17 protein-coding genes are annotated in these 20,842 nt (G+C 35.1%); 15 read left to right on the top strand and 2 right to left on the bottom strand.

Features of this window, described 5'->3' with window-relative positions; all coding sequences use genetic code 11:
* Positions 1 to 27: 27 nt before the first annotated feature.
* From BP18_RS08410 to BP18_RS08370, 9 genes are all read left to right on the top strand, one after another.
* Entirely contained in the window at positions 28 to 231 is a 204-nt protein-coding gene (locus BP18_RS08410; RefSeq protein WP_007721015.1) for a heavy-metal-associated domain-containing protein, read from the top strand.
* Positions 232 to 341: 110 nt separating this feature from the next.
* Positions 342 to 1,679 carry a C1 family peptidase gene (locus BP18_RS08405; RefSeq protein WP_007721013.1) on the top strand — a complete coding sequence of 446 codons (1,338 nt, stop codon included), beginning with the start codon at positions 342 to 344 and terminating at the stop codon, positions 1,677 to 1,679.
* A gap of 102 nt (positions 1,680 to 1,781) precedes the next feature.
* Complete coding sequence (locus BP18_RS08400) at positions 1,782 to 2,366, top strand: TetR/AcrR family transcriptional regulator (protein ID WP_407389372.1); 585 nt, start codon at positions 1,782 to 1,784, stop codon at positions 2,364 to 2,366.
* A 73-nt stretch (positions 2,367 to 2,439) separates the two neighbouring features.
* The gene (locus tag BP18_RS08395) at positions 2,440 to 3,564 is read left to right on the top strand and encodes an ABC transporter permease (protein WP_007721009.1); all 1,125 of its coding nucleotides are present in this window, start codon (positions 2,440 to 2,442) and stop codon (positions 3,562 to 3,564) included.
* Positions 3,564 to 4,238, top strand: coding sequence for an ABC transporter ATP-binding protein (locus tag BP18_RS08390; protein WP_029277223.1), 675 nt, complete (start codon positions 3,564 to 3,566; stop codon positions 4,236 to 4,238). The genes BP18_RS08395 and BP18_RS08390 overlap by 1 nt, the downstream gene beginning before the upstream one ends.
* Positions 4,239 to 4,690: 452 nt before the next feature.
* Positions 4,691 to 5,890 (top strand): dicarboxylate/amino acid:cation symporter, encoded by a 1,200-nt coding sequence (locus BP18_RS08385; protein ID WP_035050583.1) that lies wholly within the window; start codon positions 4,691 to 4,693, stop codon positions 5,888 to 5,890.
* A 167-nt stretch (positions 5,891 to 6,057) separates the two neighbouring features.
* Positions 6,058 to 7,734, top strand: a complete 1,677-nt coding sequence (locus BP18_RS08380) for a formate--tetrahydrofolate ligase (protein ID WP_269319411.1) — start codon at positions 6,058 to 6,060, stop codon at positions 7,732 to 7,734.
* Positions 7,735 to 7,768: 34 nt separating this feature from the next.
* The gene (locus tag BP18_RS08375) at positions 7,769 to 8,404 is read left to right on the top strand and encodes a cyclodeaminase/cyclohydrolase family protein (protein ID WP_007720995.1); all 636 of its coding nucleotides are present in this window, start codon (positions 7,769 to 7,771) and stop codon (positions 8,402 to 8,404) included.
* A 31-nt stretch (positions 8,405 to 8,435) separates the two neighbouring features.
* Positions 8,436 to 8,999 (top strand): 5-formyltetrahydrofolate cyclo-ligase, encoded by a 564-nt coding sequence (locus BP18_RS08370; protein ID WP_007720994.1) that lies wholly within the window; start codon positions 8,436 to 8,438, stop codon positions 8,997 to 8,999.
* Between the two features lie 61 nt (positions 9,000 to 9,060).
* Here the strand turns inward: BP18_RS08370 and BP18_RS08365 are convergent, their stop codons facing one another.
* On the bottom strand, positions 9,061 to 9,498 hold the full coding sequence (locus tag BP18_RS08365; RefSeq protein ID WP_029278264.1) for an acyl-CoA thioesterase: 438 nt from the start codon (positions 9,496 to 9,498) through the stop codon (positions 9,061 to 9,063).
* A 177-nt stretch (positions 9,499 to 9,675) separates the two neighbouring features.
* Here BP18_RS08365 and BP18_RS08360 point away from each other — a divergent pair, with 177 nt between their 5' ends.
* Complete coding sequence (locus tag BP18_RS08360) at positions 9,676 to 10,806, top strand: exonuclease SbcCD subunit D (protein WP_029278265.1); 1,131 nt, start codon at positions 9,676 to 9,678, stop codon at positions 10,804 to 10,806.
* Position 10,807: 1 nt separating this feature from the next.
* On the top strand, positions 10,808 to 13,867 hold the full coding sequence (locus tag BP18_RS08355; RefSeq protein ID WP_035050581.1) for an SbcC/MukB-like Walker B domain-containing protein: 3,060 nt from the start codon (positions 10,808 to 10,810) through the stop codon (positions 13,865 to 13,867).
* A gap of 318 nt (positions 13,868 to 14,185) precedes the next feature.
* Here BP18_RS08355 and BP18_RS08350 read toward each other — a convergent pair whose 3' ends face one another.
* A complete protein-coding gene (locus tag BP18_RS08350) occupies positions 14,186 to 14,743 on the bottom strand; it encodes a hypothetical protein (RefSeq protein ID WP_007720987.1) in 558 nt (185 codons plus the stop codon).
* A 372-nt stretch (positions 14,744 to 15,115) separates the two neighbouring features.
* Between BP18_RS08350 and BP18_RS08345 the strand changes: the two genes are divergently transcribed.
* The 4 genes from BP18_RS08345 (at position 15,116) to BP18_RS08330 (ending at position 20,775) form a co-directional block, all read left to right on the top strand.
* Positions 15,116 to 15,973, top strand: a complete 858-nt coding sequence (locus BP18_RS08345) for a glycosyltransferase family 8 protein (protein WP_007720986.1) — start codon at positions 15,116 to 15,118, stop codon at positions 15,971 to 15,973.
* A 111-nt stretch (positions 15,974 to 16,084) separates the two neighbouring features.
* Positions 16,085 to 16,939, top strand: a complete 855-nt coding sequence (locus BP18_RS08340; RefSeq protein ID WP_007720984.1) for a glycosyltransferase family 8 protein — start codon at positions 16,085 to 16,087, stop codon at positions 16,937 to 16,939.
* Positions 16,940 to 17,243: 304 nt separating this feature from the next.
* The gene (locus BP18_RS08335) at positions 17,244 to 19,004 is read left to right on the top strand and encodes an ABC transporter ATP-binding protein (RefSeq protein WP_029278267.1); all 1,761 of its coding nucleotides are present in this window, start codon (positions 17,244 to 17,246) and stop codon (positions 19,002 to 19,004) included.
* Positions 18,991 to 20,775, top strand: coding sequence for an ABC transporter ATP-binding protein (locus BP18_RS08330; protein WP_007720975.1), 1,785 nt, complete (start codon positions 18,991 to 18,993; stop codon positions 20,773 to 20,775). Before BP18_RS08335 ends, BP18_RS08330 begins: the two co-directional genes overlap by 14 nt.
* Positions 20,776 to 20,842: the final 67 nt, after the last annotated feature.

Raw genomic sequence — 20,842 nt, 5'->3', positions numbered from 1 at the left:
CACTTGAAAGAAATGGAGCGATGAAGAATGAAAAAAGAATTAACGATTGAAGGCATGAAATGTGATGGTTGTGCCAGTACAGTAGTTGAAAAGTTGGAGTCTATTGACGGGGTTGAACGTGTAGCGGTTGATTTAAAAACTAAACAAGCTATCGTTGAAAGCCAAAATGAAATTGATGAAGCAGAATTTAACCAAGCACTAAGCGGCACAAATTATCAAGTAGCTAAATAATTATGAAGTAAGGCTGGATTAATCCAGTCTTTTTTTTATTTTAAATGAATCAACTTGCTAGATAAACTAAAGAAGAGTAACATATTGAGTAATATTTAGGAGGAATGAAGATGGGAATCGATAACGAATTATTAGTAGAATTTAAAAACAGATTTGATGCAAATAGCACAAATCAAGTCATTAAAGGTGCAATAGCAAAAGTCGGTATTGATGACGCTTCTTTAGACAACAATGTATTAAGACGACACTCTTTTGAGTTTTCAAATGAAACAAAACGTGGCACGATAACAAATCAAAAATCTAGTGGCCGGTGTTGGATGTTTGCGGCTTTAAATACCGCTCGTGTTGACACAATGAACAAATTAAATATGGAAAGCTTTGAGTTTTCTCAAAACTATACGCTTTTTTGGGATAAATTAGAAAAAGCAAATTATTTCTTGGACAGCATTTTAGAAACGCTAGATGAAGCCCAAGATTCTAGAATTATTGCTCATCTATTGATGGATCCAGTTCAAGATGGCGGACAATGGGATATGTTTTCAGGCTTATTAGAAAAATATGGTGCTGTTCCTAAATCAGTTATGCCGGAAACGTTTCATTCTTCTAACACAAGCAAATTAAATGCAGTACTAACATCTAAATTAAGAGAATTTGCTTATCAACTACGTGAAGGACATAAAACAGGATTGACCTTAAATGAACTGACAGCTAAGAAAGAAACGATGTTATACTTCATTTATAGCGTACTGGTAAAATCTCTGGGAGAAGTTCCTGAAACATTCGCTTACACATACCGAGATAAAGATGGCGAATACCGTCGCATTCAAGATAGTACACCACAAAATTTTTTCAAAGAGTATGTGGGTTGGGATTTGACGAATTTGGTTAGCTTGTTAAATGCGCCAACTGAAGATAAACCTTTCGGAAGAGCGTATACGGTTAAATATTTAGGAACCGTTAAAGAAGCTAAACCGATTCAATACATCAATGTTCCAATTCAAGCTTTAAAAGCAGCAGCAGTGGCTTCTATTAAAGATGGCCAACCTGTATGGTTTGGCTGTGATGTAGGCAAAATGTTGGTAAAAGATGTTGGAATTATGGATGAAAAAAGTTACAGTTATGAGTTGACGCTAGGCGAAGGCAATGGATTAACAAAAGCTCAACGCTTAGATTATGGGGACAGCTTATTGACACATGCAATGGTCTTTGTTGGAGTAGACTTAGATGAACAAGGTCAACCCTTAACATGGAAGGTCGAAAATAGCTGGGGAGACAAAGCTGGTAAAAAAGGCATTTATTCTATGAGTGATAAATGGTTTGAAGAGTTTAATTATCAAATTGCAGTAGATAAGAAATACGTTTCTGAAGAATGGCTAAAAGCTTTAGATGAACCGATTATTGCATTAGAACCATGGGATCCTATGGGTGCTTTAGCGTTAGTGAAATAGAAATAAATAAGGGTGTGAAGGAAAGAACTTCATCCCCTTATTTATTTTGCTTTTAGAGGGTGAGAACGTGATATAATCTGTAATAGAAAAGAAAAAGAAGGGATGATTTCGGTGGCAAGAGAAAAGAAATTTTCAACAGAAGAGATTTACTTGCATACACATGAACTTCTGATAAAAGAAGGATACGAACATTTTTCGTTTAGTTTGTTAGCTAAATCTTTGCAGGTATCAAGAGCAGCCATTTATAAATACTATACGAATAAAGATGAATTAATGAATGATTATTTGATTTGTCAGATGGAACAAATGATGAAAGATTTTAATCATACTGAATGGTCTTTAAATTACTCTGAGCAGTTCGATCAATTATTTGAGTTGATCTTTAAGTACCGCGAAATCCACTTGATATCAAATGCTATTCCTCACAATAAAATCAAAATCAGTCCAGAAAATCAAAAGCGAAAAGAAATTATCTCTGCAGATGTACACGGTCATTTTTTTAAACACATTCAACAATTTATAAAAACGGGTAAAAAGAATGGACAGCTGAAAGAAGAATTACCAGATAGTTTAATTGTTAATATGATATTTCATAGCATCAACATACCAGACCATTCTAATTTAAGTCTGGAAGAAAAAGCGTATTTTATTAAACTAATCATAAAAAATGGTATTTTCACTATTTAAAGTGACACTTGTGTAACTTTGCTGTATACTACTTATTGTAAAGATAAGTATTCAAAGAAATGGGGTAGGATAAATGTTTTTAGCATTAAAAGAATTAAAGCATTCCAAAGGGAAATTTATGATGATTGGTTTAATTATCGTCTTTATTTCGTGGCTAGTGTTTGTATTATCTGGTCTTGGAACAGGATTATCTGATTTAGCAACTTCAACGTTAAAATATTCAGAGGCAGATTATGCTGTTTTTGAAGATGAAACGGATTTTAGTTTTTCAAAATCAATTCTTTCTGAATCTGTCGAGAAAGAGATTCTAAAACAAGAGGGCGTAGATGCTGTTGCTTCGATGGGGACTGTTTCTGCTTCTATCCGTTCAGCAGCTAGTGATGAAAAAAATGCCACTAAAACGGATGTCCTTATAGCAGGTATTCAGCCTGGATCTTTTATGGAGCCAACGGTTAATGCTGGTGAAAATTTGACTAGCAACAATTTAAACGGTGTGATTGTAGATGATTCACTGAAAGCAGATGGCTTTTCTTTAGGTGACGTGTTGGCAATCAATGGTTCCAATGAAGAAGTAGAAATTATAGGTTTTGTTCATAATCAAACATTAAATCATCAACCGGTCATATTTACGCAGATGGACAAATTTCGTGCGGTGAAGTATGCTGCACCTGGTTCAGATACAGGTATTGAAAATCCGGTTAATGGAATCTTAGTTCAAGGAACTGATGTAGATACAAAGAAAGTAGAAGAAGCTGTCGGTGAAATCGAAATGGGCACAAAAGATGAAGCGGTAAATGCAGTTCCAGGTTATGCAGCTGAGAACGGCACAATCACTATGATGCTGTGGTTTTTAATTATTATTTCAGCATTTATTATTGGCGTGTTCTTCTATGTATTAACTAACCAAAAAACGCAACAGTTTGGTGTATTAAAAGCTATTGGGGGAAGCAACTGGTTTGTCATCAAAACGGTTATTTCTCAAGTGTTTATTTTATCAGCAGTCAGCATTTTAGTAGGAATTGGATTGACCTATTTAACGGCTGCAGTACTACCTGAAGGAATGCCATTTAATTTGCAACTTCCAATGGTTGTGATCTATAGTATTGTGTTACTAATAATAAGTGTTTTAAGTTCGTTATTTTCTGTCATGAAAATTTCAAAAATCGATCCGCTAATAGCATTAGGGAGGGTGGAATAATGGCTAGTATTCAATTGGAAAATGTAACTAAACGCTATAAAGATAGCGAAAGAGAAACAATCGCTTTGGATCAGGTTTCTCTGACGGTAGATAAAGGAGAATTCGTGGCTATTATTGGGCCATCTGGTTCAGGAAAAAGCACTTTTTTATCTATTGCTGGAGCTTTATTGAAGCCAACTGATGGAGAAGTATTTATTAAAGATAAAGCTATTTCATCTTTAAATGAAAAAGAATTAGCACATGTACGTTTGGAACAAATTGGATTCATCTTGCAAACAGCGAACTTGATACCGTATTTGACAGTATTAGATCAACTGTTGGTAGTCGTAAAAATGAAAGGCGCTATCACTGAAGAAATGAAAAAAATAGCCACTGAATTATTAGAAGATTTGGGATTAGGTATGAAACTTAAAAAATATCCTAATGAACTATCTGGTGGTGAAAGACAACGTGTCGCTATTGCTCGTTCATTTGTAAATAATCCAGATATTATTTTAGCAGATGAACCAACAGCTAATTTAGATACAGCACGTGCACATGAAGTGGTACAATTGATTTCAAAAGAAGTGAAATCGCGTAACAAAGCAGCCATCATGGTTACACATGATGAACGCATGTTGAAATATTGTGACCGAGTTTACCGCATTGAAGATGGAATACTGAAAGAAGAATAAATAAATCAATACTAATAAAGAGAGTATCAATAATGAATTAGCTGGCAGATGTTCGGGATTGTTCCGAATCTGTGCCAGCTATTTTTTTTTGTGGAATAGACGGGGTAACTTGTGAAGCCATGGGAGCATTTTAAGCTTAAAGACCATAATCTTAAAACTTTTAAGCTTCAAACCAAACGTAATCGCTGAAGCGTCAACGCTCGGTAATTCGCATTGAATCCTTTACACGGCTACAAGCAACCCTATTCCTCCAGAAATTCCAGCTAATTATTTCAATGCATTTATCAACACCAATAGTTACAGACCTTTTTTTTGTTGAATAATTTTCAAATCAACTAACCACTTTTTTTTTTGATTAAAAAATGGTTAGAAATAAAAAAGTGTGTTAGGATAGTTAAGGAAGAATTTATTAAAAAGATAGATTTTTCTTTATATATAAGGAGTGAGAAAAAATGAAAAAAATTAAATTAGGATTAGTAACCAAATTACTAATAGCAATTGTTTTAGGTATTATTTTTGGTCAGTTGACTTTTTTACCAGATTTTATTATTGAGATACCCGTTACGATTTCCGCTCTATTTAGCAGTTTGCTAAGTTTTATTATTCCATTAATGATTGTTGGATTCGTAGTGATCGGGATTGCCGATTTGACACAAGGAGCTGGAAAGCTACTGGGAATCACCACATTGATGTCCTATTCGTCAACATTGATTGCTGGAGTTATTGCTTACGTTGTTGCGTTTAATATATTTCCTTTGTTTATAGATGCTAGTTTAAGCAAAGCCGTTATTGGTGAGCAGGCAAGTCTTGAACCGTTATTTTTAATTCCTTTAGAACCCCTAATGGATGTTACTTCTGCTATTGTTTTTTCTTTTATGTTTGGCATTTGTATTTCTTGGCTAAAAGGTCAAGGTAAAGGAGAAACAATGTACAACTTTTTTAGTGAATTTAGTCTAATCATTACTAAATTACTTAATTCACTGATAATTCCAGGATTGCCTATTTTTATATTTGGTAATTTTGTCAACTTGAGTTATACAGGAAGTGTTTTTTCAATACTTGCAATTTTTTGGAAAGTATTTATTGTTGTGATTAGTGTGCAGCTTATTCTTGTTTCCCTCTTTTTTATTATTGCAGGAATCTATACAAAGAAAAATCCGTTCACATTAATCAAAAATCAAATTCCAGGCTATGTAACGGCTGTTGGAACGCAATCCTCTGCGGCTACTATCCCTGTTAACTTAGAGATTGCTAAAAAGAATGGGGTATCCACTCAAATTCGTGAATTTATTATCCCTTTATGTGCGACCATCCATTTGTTGGGAAGTATTGTGACAGTCGTTTCATGCGTGACAGCAGTATTGTTGATGTACAATATGCCCGTACACTTTGGAATGATGGCCGGTTTTATTGCTATGTTGGGTGTAGCAATGGTGGCTGCACCAGGTGCACCAGGTGGGGGAATTATGAGTGCTTTACCTTTTATGACGATGGTTGGCATCGATCCGACTGGTGTACTGGGAAATCTTTTAATCACACTTTATTTGACACAAGATAGTTTTGGTACAGCTGCAAATGTTTCAGGCGACAACGCTATTGCAGTTATAATGGATAAAATTTACCACAAACATATTCTGAAAAAGACAAATTAAAAGCAAGTAAAGAAGAGGCGTTTAAGCTTATTTTTAAGCAAAACGTCTCTTTTTTATAGAAAAAAGGATGTTCAATAACAACTTGAATAAATCTACAAAATCAACCGAGAAAAATGGTAATATAAGGGTAAGTATTATTTGAGTTGAAACAAAGTGGAGGGATATAATTGGACTATAAAACAGATGTCATGATTGCACAAGAAGCTGAAATGGAACCAATAGTAGCGATAGCTAAAAAGTTAGGCATTAATGATGAGGCTATTGAACAATATGGTAAATACAAAGCTAAAATCAATGAAACAGAAATTACAGATTTGGATACTAGAAAAGACGGGAAATTGATTCTTGTAACGGCCATCACGCCTACACCTGCTGGAGAAGGCAAAACAACTACGGTAGCGGGATTGGGAGATGGACTTCAAAAAATAGGTAAGAAAGCAGCCATTGCTTTAAGAGAACCTTCATTAGGGCCAGTATTTGGTATGAAAGGTGGTGCAGCTGGTGGTGGATATGCTCAAGTAGTACCGATGGAAGACTTAAATCTGCATTTTACAGGTGATTTCCATGCGATTAGTGCAGCAAACAATTTGTTAGCTGCTATGTTAGATAATCATATTCATCACGGAAATACTTTAACTATTGATACACGAAACATTACGTGGAAGCGAGTAGTAGACATGAATGATCGTCAATTGCGTTATATTGTTGATGGTTTAAACGGCAAAACAAATGGTGTTCCACGCGAAGATGGATTTGATATTACCGTAGCTTCTGAAATTATGGCTATCTTATGTTTGTCTATGAATATGGATGAAATGAAAGAGAAGTTGAAAAAAATTATTGTAGGGTACACCGTTGCTGGGCAACCCGTTACAGCCGGAGACTTAAAGGCACATGGGGCGATGGCAGCCTTATTGAAAGATGCGTTGAAACCAAATTTAGTTCAGACTTTGGAACATACTCCTGCTTTTATTCATGGCGGTCCATTTGCTAACATAGCACATGGTTGCAATAGCATTAAAGCAACTAAATTAGCTTTGAAATACGCGGACTACGTTGTAACTGAAGCCGGCTTTGGTGCCGACTTAGGGGCAGAAAAATTTATGGATATCAAATGCCGGTTATCGGGATTGGAACCCTCAGCAGTCGTTGTTGTCGCAACAATTAGAGCATTGAAAATGCATGGTGGGATGGCTAAAAAAGAACTGAAGAAAGAGAACCTTTTAGCTCTTGAAGAAGGGTTGCCTAACTTAATAAAGCATATTGAAAATATGCAAACGGTATTTGGAATGCCAACTGTTGTAGCCATTAATAAGTTCCCCACAGATACGGCTGAAGAATTAGCTTTAGTAGAAGAAAAGTGCCTAGCGATGGGTGTTCGGGTCGTTTTATCAGATGTCTGGGAAAATGGCGGGAATGGCGGACAAGATTTAGCTAGAGCAGTTGTCGAGCTAGCAGATCAAGAGAGCACGTTAACTTACGCGTATGAATTAGAGGATTCATTAGTGGATAAAATGACTAAAGTTGTACAAAAAGTGTATGGTGGCGAAGGAATCGTATTAGCACCTGGAGTGAAAAAAGAAATCGCCAATTTAGAAGCGCTTGGATTTGGGAATATGCCTATCTGTATGGCGAAAACGCAATATTCGTTTTCAGATGATAAAAATAAATTAGGCCGTCCAGAAGATTTTACCGTTACAATAAAAAAAGTAAAAGTATCAGCTGGGGCAGGGTTTATTGTAGTTTTAACTGGAGATATCATGACGATGCCAGGGTTACCTAAAGTACCATCAGCCGAATCTATTGATGTTCTGGCTGATGGAAGAGTTATTGGATTATTTTAATTTCTTTATAGATTAAAGAAAGAAGGTTAAGACAATGAAAGAACAAACCATTGAGCAGTTTTTAACAGATTTATCCGCAAAACAATCTACTCCTGGAGCAGGTGGTGCCGCAGCATTAGTGGCTGCATTAGGCTCCTCTTTAGGTAGTATGGTTGGAAATTTCACACTGGGAAAGAAAAAATATCAAGCGGTTGAATCGGAAGTTGAGACGATTGTTGAAGAGCTAGAACAAATAAAATGGTGCTTGGAAGGGTTAATTCAAAAAGACGCAGATGCTTTTTATCCTTTAGCACAAGCGTATAAGCTGCCTAAATCAACACCAGCTGAAATAAACTACAAAGAAAAAGTCATAGAAGAAGCTTTAGTAGGCGCTTCAGTTGTCCCAATTGAAATAATGGAAAAGGCCTTAAGAGCAATTGAACTGCTGGAACAGATGTCAAAAATAGGCAATAAAATGTTGATTGCGGATGCGGGAACGGGCATTGTTTTTTGTAAAGCTGCTTTAGAAGGTGCTAGTTTGAGTGTTTACATCAATACAGCTTCGATGAAAAATAGGCAAAAAAAAGAAGCTTTAAACCTAAAAGCTGATCTGTTGCTAGAAAAAGGGACAATTCTCGCAACGAACGTTTATCAAAAAATCAGTCTGCTATACAAATCATCAAGCCAATAAAGCTTTAAGACTGGGAAAAGAAGGACAACCAATGACAGAAGAAATGACTAAACCTTTTTTGCGTCAGAAGATGATTTCTTTCTTGAAAAATATTTCTTCGGAAGAAAAAGTGGCTATTGAAAAAAAGTTAGAAGAAAACTTATTTAAATCCGAGGAGTGGAAAGCAGCCAAGCGTGTTGGGGTCACACTTTCTCAAGGATTTGAATGGAATACGTTAGGTGTTATTGAACGAGCATGGCAAGAAGGAAAAATTGTTTGTGCACCAAAGTGTGTTCCACAAACTAAGGCAATGATATTTTATGATTTCACTAGTTTAGAACAACTAGAAAAAGGCTTCTATAACCTCATCGAACCTAAAACTCAAGAGACAAAAGAAGTGAGTAAAACAGAAATTGATTTAGTATTGGTACCCGGGTTGGTTTTTGATACGAAAGGTTTTCGAATCGGGTTTGGTGGAGGGTATTATGATCGCTTTTTAACCGACTTTCCTAACCACACAGCTGCTCTTATTTATTCGAAACAACTAACCGCTGGATTTCCAATTGAGTCGTTTGACATACCTGTTCAAAAACTAATTACTGAAATAACTGACTGATAAAAAATAAACCAAAAAGACAGCTTACTTTGTCTTTTTGGTTTTTACTAATTGCTGAAACTTATTTTGATAAATCGATTCCCCAATAATCGTTGAATAAATCATACATTTTTGTCTGTTCTTTTTTCAATGAAATAGGACGATTAGTTTTATCTAAGAAGCAATGTTTACTTTCCCCAGTAGTTCGCAATACACCGGTAGCTTTATCTATTATCCTATAGGAAATAGTCAAACGAATACCGTTAAACTCTTCAATCTTAGGAATAATGAAGACACGGTCATTGTAGTAAACCATCGATTTATACGTACACGTGATTGCTAAAACAGGAATGATAATCCCCAGTTTTTCCATTTGATCATAACCAAAACCCAATTGATCCAATAAATTGGTTCTGGCTTCTTCAAACCACCGAATATAATTTGAATGGTGGATGATTCCCATCTGGTCTGTTTCATAGTATTGAGCTTGATGTTCGTATAAGTCAAAATTTGTTTGCATGATCTTACCTCATTCCTATCAATTGATTAATACAAGCATAGCATAAGTTGGAATGTTTTTTTAGCTAGCAAATAAAACAATTAAAAAGAGAGTTGGTTTTAGTTTCAACAGTTGGTGTTTTCAACGAATTATTCGTAGTATACTAGAAGCAATAGAGGATTATAAAGGAGAGTACTTATGCGATTATTACATACAGCAGACTGGCACATTGGGAAAATTGTCAATGAACTGTCGATGTTAGAAGACCAAGACTATTTTCTTGATCAACTCATAGAAAAATTAAAAACAGTAAAAGTAGATGCTGTGATTATGGCTGGAGATTTATATGACCGGGCCATGCCGTCAAAAGAGGCTGTTGCCTTAGCCAATAAGGTATTGACAAGACTGGTTCAAGAAGTTAACGTCCCCGTATTGGTGATAGCAGGTAACCATGATAGCAATGAACGGGTAGAATATGGGGCGGATTTATTAGCGACCAATCAGTTATACATTGAAGGAACCGTAAAAGAAAAGACACGAAAAGTAACCATTAAAGGAGTCAATTTTTATTTAATGCCTTTCGCAGACTATGCCTATATTCGGGAACTGCTACAAGATGAGTCCATTAAAAGTTTAGAAGATGCTGCTAGAGTGCAGATTGAAGCCATAAAAAAAGAAATGGATCCAACAGAAATCAATGTTTTAATTGCACATGGATACGTCATTAATTTGAGCAATGATACTTCTGAAACAACCGACTCAGAAAGGCCGCTTAGTATTGGAACAGCCGAATATGTTAGTGTTGAATTATTTGAGGCATTTGATTATGTTGCATTGGGACATTTGCATAAAGCTCAAAAAGTAAAACACGACCGGATACGTTACAGTGGGTCGATAATGAAATATTCAAAATCAGAAGCTGTCCATAAAAAACAACTATCTTTAGTGACGTTAGAAAAAAATCATGTTGAAATAGAACCCATTTATATCCAGCCTAAAAGAGATATGAGAGTCATAAAAGGGTTGTTTGACAACATAATGGAACAGAAATCTGATGACTATGTCTTTTTTGAACTACTAGACGAAAATTTTGTTATGGATGCAATGAATCAATTGCGTCGTCGTTATCCAAATGCCATGGGTCTGGAGTATACGGCTAAGAAAGAACGCGAAGAAAGTTCTTCAGCTATGCATCAAGAACAATTGAAAAAATTATCAATCCAAGATATTTTTGCGGACTTTTACGCTCATTACAAAGAAAAAGAATTGACGACTGAACGAAAAGAGATTATTGACAGTCTGTTGCATCAAATGGAAAGAGGCGAATAAGATGAGACCTTTAAAATTAGTGATGAATGCTTTTGGCCCTTACAAAGAAAAAGTCGTGATTGATTTTACTCAATTTCAGCAACAAACCCTTTTTCTTGTGAGTGGACCCACGGGAGCAGGAAAGACCACAATCTTTGATGCGATTGCCTATGCTTTATACGATGATGCCAGTGGTACAAGTCGGGGGAAAGATTCCTTTAAATCGCAATTTGCTTCAGATGAGGTGTTGTGTTTTGTCGAGCTAGAGTTTGAAATAGCGGGCAGAAATTATTTCATAAAAAGAAGTCCCGTTCAAATTGGACCCGGAAAAAATGGGAAATTAAAAAAATGGTCCTCAGAGGTTGAATTTCATCACAATGGAACGGTTACGACTAAAATTAGTGAAGCCAATCAAGAAATTCAAGAATTGCTTTCTTTATCGTATGAGCAATTTAAACAAATTGTTATGTTGCCTCAAGGTGAGTTTAAAAAGATGTTGGAATCCAACAGTGCCGACAAAGAAAAGATTTTTCGGAATATTTTCCAAACGGATACGATCAAAGACTTGCAATCCTTATTAAAAGACAAAGCCAGTAATTTAAAACAAGGAATGGATCAAAGTGAAAGTACTTTGCAACAATTTGTCGGAATGATTCCTGAAAATAGCAATGAAATACTCAGAGAAGCTATCCTTTTATATGACATCCCAACCATCATGGAAGAATTGACTCGATTAGTTGAAAGTTACAAAGCAAAGATTCAGTTACTTGAAAAAGAATTAGCAACATTAGACACGTTGTCTCATAATAATCAGCGAAAGATTGATTTGCTAGTAGCTTTAGAAATTCTTGAAGAAGAAAAAGAAATTTTGGGAAGCAATGCAGAACTCATTGAGGCGAAACGTTTGGGACTAGCGTTAGCTAAACAAGCTGAAGAATGTTTTGAAGCCAAGCAACAAGTAGAACGCATCGCTACTGAAAAGCAAGCTATTGAAATGGAACTAACTAAAGAACAAAAGCTGCTGACTGAAACAGCAGAGTGTTTACTAGAAACAGAAAAAAGGTATCACGGTTTACAAGTTGCCTACAAAGAATTGCCGAATAAGCGAGAAGCGTTATTAAGCTTGAAAGAGCAAGAAAAAAAACTCAGCGAACAAACTGCTAAAGAAAAAGCTATTGGTGAGTTGGAGCAAGAAAATGATGCGAAACAACAAGCTATCAAACAGTTGGAAAATCAAGTCTTTATTGGTAAAGAACAGTTGGAGAAACAAGAGCGCACATTGCAAGAAATCCAACAAGCTAAAACCAGCATCATGGAAAAGCAACGTGAGACAAGCAAACTTCAACAAGACCAACATGAAACAAAAAGGCAGCAAGAAGTTTTACTAGTGTTCAGCGGTTATTTAACAAAAAGAGCTGCTAAACAAAAAGAATTTCATGAAATAGAATCTAAATTTAAGCAAGTAGAAAGCCATTATCAAGAACAACGACTAATCTATAACCGAAATATTGCTGGGATACTAGCTAGTGAATTAGAAGAGGAAAAAGCCTGTCCTGTTTGCGGTTCGCTCCATCATCCTGCTCCTGCAAAACTGGCTCAAGATACAGTTTCAAAAGAAGCCCTAGAAGAACTAGAAGCACATAAAAATGAAATTGGTAAACAATTTGACCGAATTTCCATTGAACTGCAAGGATTGAGTGAAGCCATTCAATCAAGTGAAAAAGCGTTGGGCATTCAGTCAACTGCATTACAGAATGAACAAATCAAAATTGAACAACGGATATCTGAAACAACTACGAAGCAAGAGGAATTGACCGAAGAACTAAAAACTTTACAAAAAAAGATTGCTAAAGAAGAGCAGGCAGAAAAAGAAAAACGTGAGACAGTCAGACAAGTAAGTGAAAAAGAAACGAAAATGCAACAGCTTGCATCTGCTGTTCAACACCACTCAACGCGCATTAGTGAATTGAAGATAGAAATCGATACGTTGCAAACAAACTTAACGCTAACGGACCTATCAGCTATCCAAGTAGAAATTGGTGAAAGAACAAATGAAATTACTCATATTGAAGAAGAATACAGCGATGCACAAGAAAAGAAAGTCAAATTAGAAAAAGCGCAAACACAGTACCAAACAAGTACAAAAGCTTATGAAAAACAATTGAGCACACTAAATGAACGTGAGAGAGAGGTGAAAGAAGTCTTTAATCAGAAGCTAATCGCAAGTCAATTAGATGAGAGCTTTGAAAAATATTTAGTGGGAAAAGAAGCTAAGCTGCAGTTGATCGATGAAATAGCAGCTTTTGATAAGAAAATGTGGACGAATCAAACCAGTATGTTAGAGAAAAAAGGGAATCTTGCTAAAGAAGGAGCCGACCAATCGATTGAAACCTATCAAACAAAGAATCAAGCAATAGAATTAGAAAGCACTGCATTTAAAGAACAACTGCGTGAGTTAATTGGAACGGAAAAAACGGTCCAATCCATTCTTTCACAAATTCAATTCAACTATCATGCGAAAAAAGGACAACAAGAAGAATATTTAATGTACAAGGAATTGTCAGAAATGGCTAATGGCTCAAAAGAAACCGATTATATTTCTTTTGAACGCTATGTTCTGGGTATTTATTTTGAAGAAATCATAGAAGCAGCCAATACACGATTTACTCAAATGACCATTGATCGGTATGTGCTTATTCGAAATAAAGAAAAAACAAAAGGGGCAGGTCCAAAAGGCTTAGATCTAGATGTATTTGATAATTACACGGGTATGAAAAGAAGTGTGAAGACATTGTCTGGCGGAGAAAGTTTCAAAGCCTCTCTCGCACTTGCTTTAGGATTGAGTGATGTTATTCAAAATCACAGTGGCGGAGTTAGTGTGGATACATTATTTATTGATGAAGGTTTTGGGACGTTAGATGCAGAGTCATTAGATAGCGCTATTGAAACATTGTTTGAATTAAATCAAAGAGGTCGATTAGTAGGTATTATTTCTCATGTTGAGGAATTAAAAACAAGGATACCGGTCCATATTGAAGTAACAAAATCATCAGAAGGTAGCCGAGCTGCGATTAAAATGTAAAAAGAGAAGCAACGATCCTTTGATGGAGATGATTTATATAAATAACAGTTAGAGCCAAAAGAAGCTACACAGCTTCTTTTGGCTCTAAACTTTTTAGTGTGGATAAATGAATTTAGTTCCTGCTTAACATTCTGGAGGAATAGGATTGCTTATAGCCTGGTGAGGTATTCAATGAGAATGACACAGCTTTAACGCTTTAGCGATTAGGCTGTGTTTGAGGCTTGAAAAATCTTAAATCTTTAGGCTTAAGACGGTACCAGGGCTCTTACAAGAAAATCCGGCTAGTTCATAAGAATTTATTGAAGCATCCACACTATTTTATGATAATAATAATTGCGGTTTAGATTGTTCTTGAGCAACTGTCTGTAAATAGCCCAACAAAGAGCCAGCATAAATAGGTACAAATATGGGGACTTGGCTTAAATCTTCAGGGGTAATAAAATGAGGTTCTTTTTCAAATGTATAAATACCACTTTCACTGAGAACGGATGCGACAAATTGTGAACAAAAGAAAGAATCTCTTCGATCAAAATCAATATTCAAAGCTAAAGTGATTAGGCCAATTAAATTATAACGATAAATGTCTTTAGTTTGATTATAAAAAGAGAGCAGTTCAACGAGTGATTCATATTGCTGTTCAGAAATTTCGCAACAATAAATAGCGCATTGAGCTCTTAAAAAATAGGGACGAGTTAAATCTTCTTCTATAAAGCCGCCTAAAAAGGGATTATGTGTATATTTGCGACCAAAACTATAGGGTTTTAGCAAAGTAGGTTCCAGTGCAATAGAAGCATGATTATAAGTTGCTTTTGTATATAATTTAATCGTTTTAGACAGAACGGTATTTGTATCAGTTAACATAAGATAAATTTTCATTATAAGACCTTCATCTCTTTACTTTTTAGTCATCAAAAAAAGTTAGTTAAACTACCTCTATTTTCGATTTTTAATCAATATGAGTCCTTTTAGTTGTTTTTGATTTCATTTTTAGTATACATGAATTTCAAAAAAATTCTATGGGTCTAAAGTCTATAATTCATTTAACTATAAGGAGTGTAAGCAAGTGGGTATGAGGTTTAAGTGCTTGAAAAGTAGCGTTTTTCTTTTCTTTTTAAAGTAAATGCTGTTATATCAAGGCGTATCGTTTGAAAAAAATAAAATAAAGAGGTAGAATTTTGTATAGAGATAATTCAAATCTTAATTAAATTTTAATTATTTTTTAACAAAAGATAGAAAGGATGGTTTGAAATGGGAGAAAGAAAGCTTATTCCAATTGTAAGTGCGGCAGATAATAATTACGCCCCTTACCTAAGTGTGACCCTAAAAACAATTTTAGATCATCTGTCTAGTGCTTATGATGTAGCTTTTTACATTATTGATGATCATATTTCAGCAGACAGCAAAAAAAAATTAGCAAAAGTTATTTCCAATCATACTGCTACAATTGACTATTTGGAAGTCGATTCAGAATTGTATGCGGATGTAATGGAAAGTGATCATATCACACAAACAGCGTACTATAGAATATCGTTACCAGATTTGTTAAAAGATAAAAACTATGAAAAAGTAGTGTATATCGACAGCGATGTCTTAGTACTAGAGGATATTTCTAAACTGTATGAAACGGACATAGGAGATAAAGTAGTAGGTGCCGTTATTGATCCTGGACAAGCGGTCGTTCATCCTAGGTTAGGTATCGAAACAGAGGATTATTATTTTAATTCAGGCTTACTGTTGATTGATTTAGACAACTGGCGCAAAGCGCAAATTACTGAAAAAACGTTATCGTTTCTTGAAAAACAGATGGATAAAATCATCTATCATGATCAAGATGCCTTAAATGGAACGCTTTACGAGAAGTGGTACGGACTTCATCCAAAATGGAATGTGCAAACTTCTTTAGTATTTGAAAGACACCAACCCCCAAATGAGGAATATGCAAAGTCATACAAAGAAGCGATTCGCCAACCATCTATTATTCACTTTACTGGACATGATAAACCATGGAACTCAGATGAGTACCATCCTTATGCCGAGAAATATTTGGCAGAATTAAGCAAAACTCCTTTTAGTGATGAAGTATCAAAGAAGGATGCAGTCAACTAGAAATCTTAAAGGATTAGAAGGAATGTCCTTCTAAATAAAAGGATATCTTACCTTTTCTTATTTTGGATGAGTTAGGATAAGAACAACAGCAAATTTAAGGAGGAATTACCAATGGTTGAACAAAGAAGTATCTCAATTGTATCGTCGAGCAATGAAGCGTTTGTTCCACACTTGGCAACGCTGTTTCGCTCACTTTTAACAACAAAACAAACACATACAACTTTTCATTTTTATGTAATTGATGACAATATTTCACTCCATTCTAAATTTTTATTGAATCGTACAGTGGGAGAGTACGATGCAAGAATCAGTTATGTCACAATTGATCCTACCGAGTTCGCAGGCGCAGTAGAGAGTGACCGTATCCCACAAACGGCTTACTACCGTATTTCAATTCCGAATCTATTAAAGGAAACTAAACGTGCCATTTATATGGATTGTGATATGATTTCTTTAGAAGATATTGAAGGCCTTTGGGAAGTGGATTTAGGTGATAAATTGCTTGGTGCCGTTGAAGATGCTGGATTCCATAACCGTCTAGAAAAGATGGGCATTGAAAGCGAAACGGATCTTTACTTTAATTCAGGCCTTATGGTAATGGATTTAGAAAAATGGCGTGAAGAGAAAATAACCGAACAAGTTTTAGCTTTCATTGAAAATAACCCTGAAAAATTAAGATTTCATGATCAAGATGCATTAAATGCTATCTTACATGATAGATGGTTAGAACTTGATCCACGTTGGAATGCACAAACCTATATGATGTTGCAAGAAGTAGAACATCCAACAATTCAAGGTCAATTAAAATGGGATGAAGCAAGAGAAAATCCAGCAGTTATTCATTTCTGCGGACATGCGAAACCTTGGAATGCAGATTCAAATCATCCATTTAAAGAGCAGTATTTTGATATTCGTGAAAAAACATTTTTCCCAATAAAAAAGAAACCAAGTTACTCTAAGGATTAGGAACACGAACTTAATAGTAATAAAAAAGATGGGCCTTGGACATTTTGTTCCATACCCATCTTTTTTTAGATAGTTGAACATTAAAAACGGTATAAATTTTAAATGAGATTTTTATGGAAGAACTAGGATCATGAGCAGAATACGTGTATTCATTTTATGAATCAAATATACTGTATAGGAGATTAAAATTAACAGTTTAGATAGGACTATCCAAAAGAATGGAAGAAATAAAACTAGTTGAAGCGACTATGTTTTAATGAATAGCCAAACAAATTTTAAATGTAAGATAAGGAGGCATTGTTGTATGAGTAGCATAAAATGGGTTTCACAATATATCAAATCAAATAAGGTGAAGACTCTGGTGGGAACCATCATGGTCATTATAGTTGCGTTATTAAATGTTGTTTCACCGCTGATTGGTGGTGAAATCGTTGATAGAGTAATTGTTGATGAGCAGAAAAATTTGCTTATCCCTTTGTTAGCCTTAATGATAGGAGCAACCATATTAAGGACGGTATTGAGATATGTGTACCAAATTATGTTCGAACAAATAGGTCAAGATGCTATCTACCAAATGAGAGAAAGTATGTATAAAAAACTTCAAGAATTAGATTTTGCTTTTTTTAACAATACACGAGTAGGAGACATTATGGCTCGTATGTCTGGCGATACAGATGCTATTCGACATGCGATTTCATGGCTATCGTATAATGTCTTAGACAATCTGTTGTTATTAGTATCAGCTATTTTAGTGATGGGATTTATAGAATGGCGTTTAATGTTAGCTTTGTTGATTGTTACACCGTTTATCGGATTATTAACTGTCTTGTTATCCGGCAAAGCAAATGCTGTTTACTATGAAATCCGTGAAAGTTTTTCGAGATTAAATTCAATGGTTGAAGAGAACGTAAGTGGAAATAAGGTTATCAAAGCTTTTGCTATAGAAGATTATGAAAAAGAAAAATTTGATAAATTCAATGATGACTACAAACAACGCAATATGGATTCTGCCAATGTCACAAGAACCTATTTGCCCCCTTTAGAAACGCTAGCTGGATTTTTATCGGTTATTACGGTAGGTTATGGTGGGTTTCTAGTCATCGACGGTTCAATGAGTTTAGGAGATTTAGTCACTTTTAATGGCTTTATCTGGATGTTAAACTTACCGATGCGTAACGTTGGTTGGTATGTAAACGATTTGCAACGGTTCATTGCGTCTTCTTATAAAATTAGAGAATTGTTAGCTGCTAAACCGATGATTCCAATTGAAGAAAAAGAATCAGTAAAAACCATTCAAGGAATTGTTGAATTTCAAGACGTATCATTCTCATTTGAGGATGATCCTGAAACGCCTATCTTAAGCCATATTTCATTGAAAGCTAAGCCTGGTATGACTATTGGAATCTTAGGAGAAACGGGGTCAGGAAAATCGACTTTGGTTAATTTGATTTCACGTTTCTTTGATCCAACGGAAGGAAAAGTTTTAATCGATGGAATTGATGCAAAAAAATGGAATGTAAGGGAACTAAGAAGTCACATTGCTATTGTTATGCAAGATGTCTTTCTATTTTCAGATTCAATCCAAAAAAACATTTCATTTGGAAACCCTGAAGCAGATCTTGAGAGTGTGCAAAAAAGTGCACGAGTGGCAGATGCTGATCCCTTTATTCAGCGCATGCCTGATCAATACAATACTTATTTAGGTGAGCGAGGCAGTGGATTATCTGGTGGACAAAAGCAAAGGATTTCTTTAGCAAGAGGCTTAATGAAAGACCCTTCTATTCTTATTTTAGATGATACGACTTCTGCTGTGGATATGGAAACAGAAGTTAAGATCCAACAAGGATTAGGCGAATTAATGAAAGAAAAAACAACGTTTATTATTGCCAATCGAATATCTTCTGTAAAAACAGCTGATGAGATTATTATTATGTCTAAAGGTGAAATAATAGAAAGAGGGAACCATGCTTCTTTATTAGATAAAAAAGGTTACTACTATAGAATTTATCAGAAACAATTAGGTCAATCTTATGAAGAGGAGGTGGAAACGAATGGAGCAGACTAACTCAACAATTGAAGAAAAGAATAACCAAAAAAATGCTCATCTTATTAGAAGAGTAGGGAAATATCTGGCACCTTACAAAAATGGGTTTTTAAAACTCTTTTTTGCGATTTTAGTATCCAATTTTGTTTTGGTCATTGGCCCTTATTTTACGAGTATTATTATTGATGAAAGCATTCCAAATAAAGACACAACACAATTAACGTGGATTATTGTTTTGTTTTCATTAGCTCAGTTATTTGGCGGATGGTCTTCAAGATACCGGATAAAAAATATAACCTTATTAGGACAGAATGTTTTGAAAGATATGCGTACGGATATCTTCGTTCATTTACAAAAACTGCCATTCTCATTTTTTGACAGTCGTCCACATGGGAAAATTGTTACGCGTGTTGTAAACTACATTAACTCATTGAGTGATTTATTATCAAATGGGTTAATAAACGTATTATCTGACGTAATGAGTTTAGTCGTTACGTTAGCCATTATGTTTGCCATGGATGTTCGGTTGACACTTTATAGCTTTATTTTATTGCCAATCTTATTTATTGTAACGATTGTGATTCAAAATAAACAACGCAAAGCGTATGAAGAGGTCAGCAGCAAACAAGCAAGTTTGAATGCCTATATTCATGAAAGTGTAGCCGGAATAAAAGTTACTCAATCTTATACAAGAGAAAATGTGAATAGAAATATTTTTGCAGAAGTTAGTGAAGACCAACGAACCTCTTGGATGCATGCAGTAAAAATCCAATTTTTATTGGCTCCATTTATCCAAAATATCGCCGCAATCACGATAGCGATTATTTATTTTGTTGGTTTAAGTAATCTTGATGTCGGTATAGATGTTTCTACCGGTGTTTTAATAGCTTTTATTGGTTATGTTAATAACTTTTGGAATCCAATGATCAATATTGGTAATTTTTATAACAGTTTAGTAACCGGTATGGTTTACTTGGAACGTATTTTTGAAGTTTTAGACATTGAACCAGAGATACAAGATGCTCCTAATGCTTTTGAATTGCCTCCTATACAAGGATATGTCGTTTTTAATGATGTGACATTTGGATATAAAAAAGATCAGCCGATTTTTGAAGATCTTTCTTTCCAAGTCCGCTCCGGTGAGACGATTGCATTAGTAGGTCCGACTGGTGCAGGTAAATCGACGATTATTAATTTAATGACTCGTTTTTACGATGTAGATGAAGGCGAGATTTTGGTAGACGGAATTGACATTCGAAAAGTAACATTAAACTCTTTACGAAATGAAATTGGAATCATGTTGCAAGATACGTTTATCTTTTCGGGTACCATTATGGAAAACATTCGTTTAGGTAAATTAGATGCCACGGAAGAAGAGATTATCCGAGCTGCAAAAATAGTTCGAGCTCATGATTTTATTATCAGTTTAAAAGATGGCTACCGGACAGTTGTTAAAGAACGTGGAAGTACCTTGTCTGCCGGACAACGGCAATTGATTTCATTTGCACGTACTCTGTTAGCAGATCCAAAAGTATTGATATTAGATGAAGCAACGTCCAGTATTGATACCCAAACTGAAATATTAGTGCAAGAAGGTTTGGACCGCTTACTCGAAGGTAGAACGGCATTTATTATTGCCCACAGACTGTCAACTATTAAAAATAGTTCGCGAATTTTTTATATTGCGGATAAAAAAATTCAAGAATCAGGCAGTCACAATGAATTAATTGCTCAAAAAGGCTTGTATTATCAGTTGTATTCAACTCAAGCTAAATTACTGAAAAAGATGTGATGAAAAGGTCTGAGACAATTGTCTTAGACCTTTTTATCTGATTAAAAGAAGCAAAACAAACTATTTT

The sequence above is a fragment of the Carnobacterium jeotgali MS3 genome, from assembly GCF_000745125.1.
In the GTDB taxonomy this organism is placed as follows: domain Bacteria; phylum Bacillota; class Bacilli; order Lactobacillales; family Carnobacteriaceae; genus Carnobacterium_B; species Carnobacterium_B jeotgali.
This window is presented reverse-complemented; position numbering and strand designations above follow the sequence as displayed.

What these genes read in the sequence shown, in the direction of transcription:
- BP18_RS08410 (WP_007721015.1), top strand. Translation starts at nt 28, where the DNA reads ATGAAAAAAGAATTAACGATTGAAGGCATGAAATGTGATGGTTGTGCC.
- BP18_RS08350 (WP_007720987.1), bottom strand. Translation starts at nt 14,743, where the DNA reads ATGAAAATTTATCTTATGTTAACTGATACAAATACCGTTCTGTCTAAA.
- BP18_RS08365 (WP_029278264.1), bottom strand. Translation starts at nt 9,498, where the DNA reads ATGCAAACAAATTTTGACTTATACGAACATCAAGCTCAATACTATGAA.
- BP18_RS08330 (WP_007720975.1), top strand. Translation starts at nt 18,991, where the DNA reads ATGGAGCAGACTAACTCAACAATTGAAGAAAAGAATAACCAAAAAAAT.
- BP18_RS08345 (WP_007720986.1), top strand. Translation starts at nt 15,116, where the DNA reads ATGGGAGAAAGAAAGCTTATTCCAATTGTAAGTGCGGCAGATAATAAT.
- BP18_RS08355 (WP_035050581.1), top strand. Translation starts at nt 10,808, where the DNA reads ATGAGACCTTTAAAATTAGTGATGAATGCTTTTGGCCCTTACAAAGAA.
- BP18_RS08360 (WP_029278265.1), top strand. Translation starts at nt 9,676, where the DNA reads ATGCGATTATTACATACAGCAGACTGGCACATTGGGAAAATTGTCAAT.
- BP18_RS08375 (WP_007720995.1), top strand. Translation starts at nt 7,769, where the DNA reads ATGAAAGAACAAACCATTGAGCAGTTTTTAACAGATTTATCCGCAAAA.
- BP18_RS08405 (WP_007721013.1), top strand. Translation starts at nt 342, where the DNA reads ATGGGAATCGATAACGAATTATTAGTAGAATTTAAAAACAGATTTGAT.
- BP18_RS08400 (WP_407389372.1), top strand. Translation starts at nt 1,782, where the DNA reads ATGATTTCGGTGGCAAGAGAAAAGAAATTTTCAACAGAAGAGATTTAC.
- BP18_RS08385 (WP_035050583.1), top strand. Translation starts at nt 4,691, where the DNA reads ATGAAAAAAATTAAATTAGGATTAGTAACCAAATTACTAATAGCAATT.
- BP18_RS08335 (WP_029278267.1), top strand. Translation starts at nt 17,244, where the DNA reads ATGAGTAGCATAAAATGGGTTTCACAATATATCAAATCAAATAAGGTG.
- BP18_RS08390 (WP_029277223.1), top strand. Translation starts at nt 3,564, where the DNA reads ATGGCTAGTATTCAATTGGAAAATGTAACTAAACGCTATAAAGATAGC.
- BP18_RS08395 (WP_007721009.1), top strand. Translation starts at nt 2,440, where the DNA reads ATGTTTTTAGCATTAAAAGAATTAAAGCATTCCAAAGGGAAATTTATG.
- BP18_RS08340 (WP_007720984.1), top strand. Translation starts at nt 16,085, where the DNA reads ATGGTTGAACAAAGAAGTATCTCAATTGTATCGTCGAGCAATGAAGCG.
- BP18_RS08370 (WP_007720994.1), top strand. Translation starts at nt 8,436, where the DNA reads ATGACAGAAGAAATGACTAAACCTTTTTTGCGTCAGAAGATGATTTCT.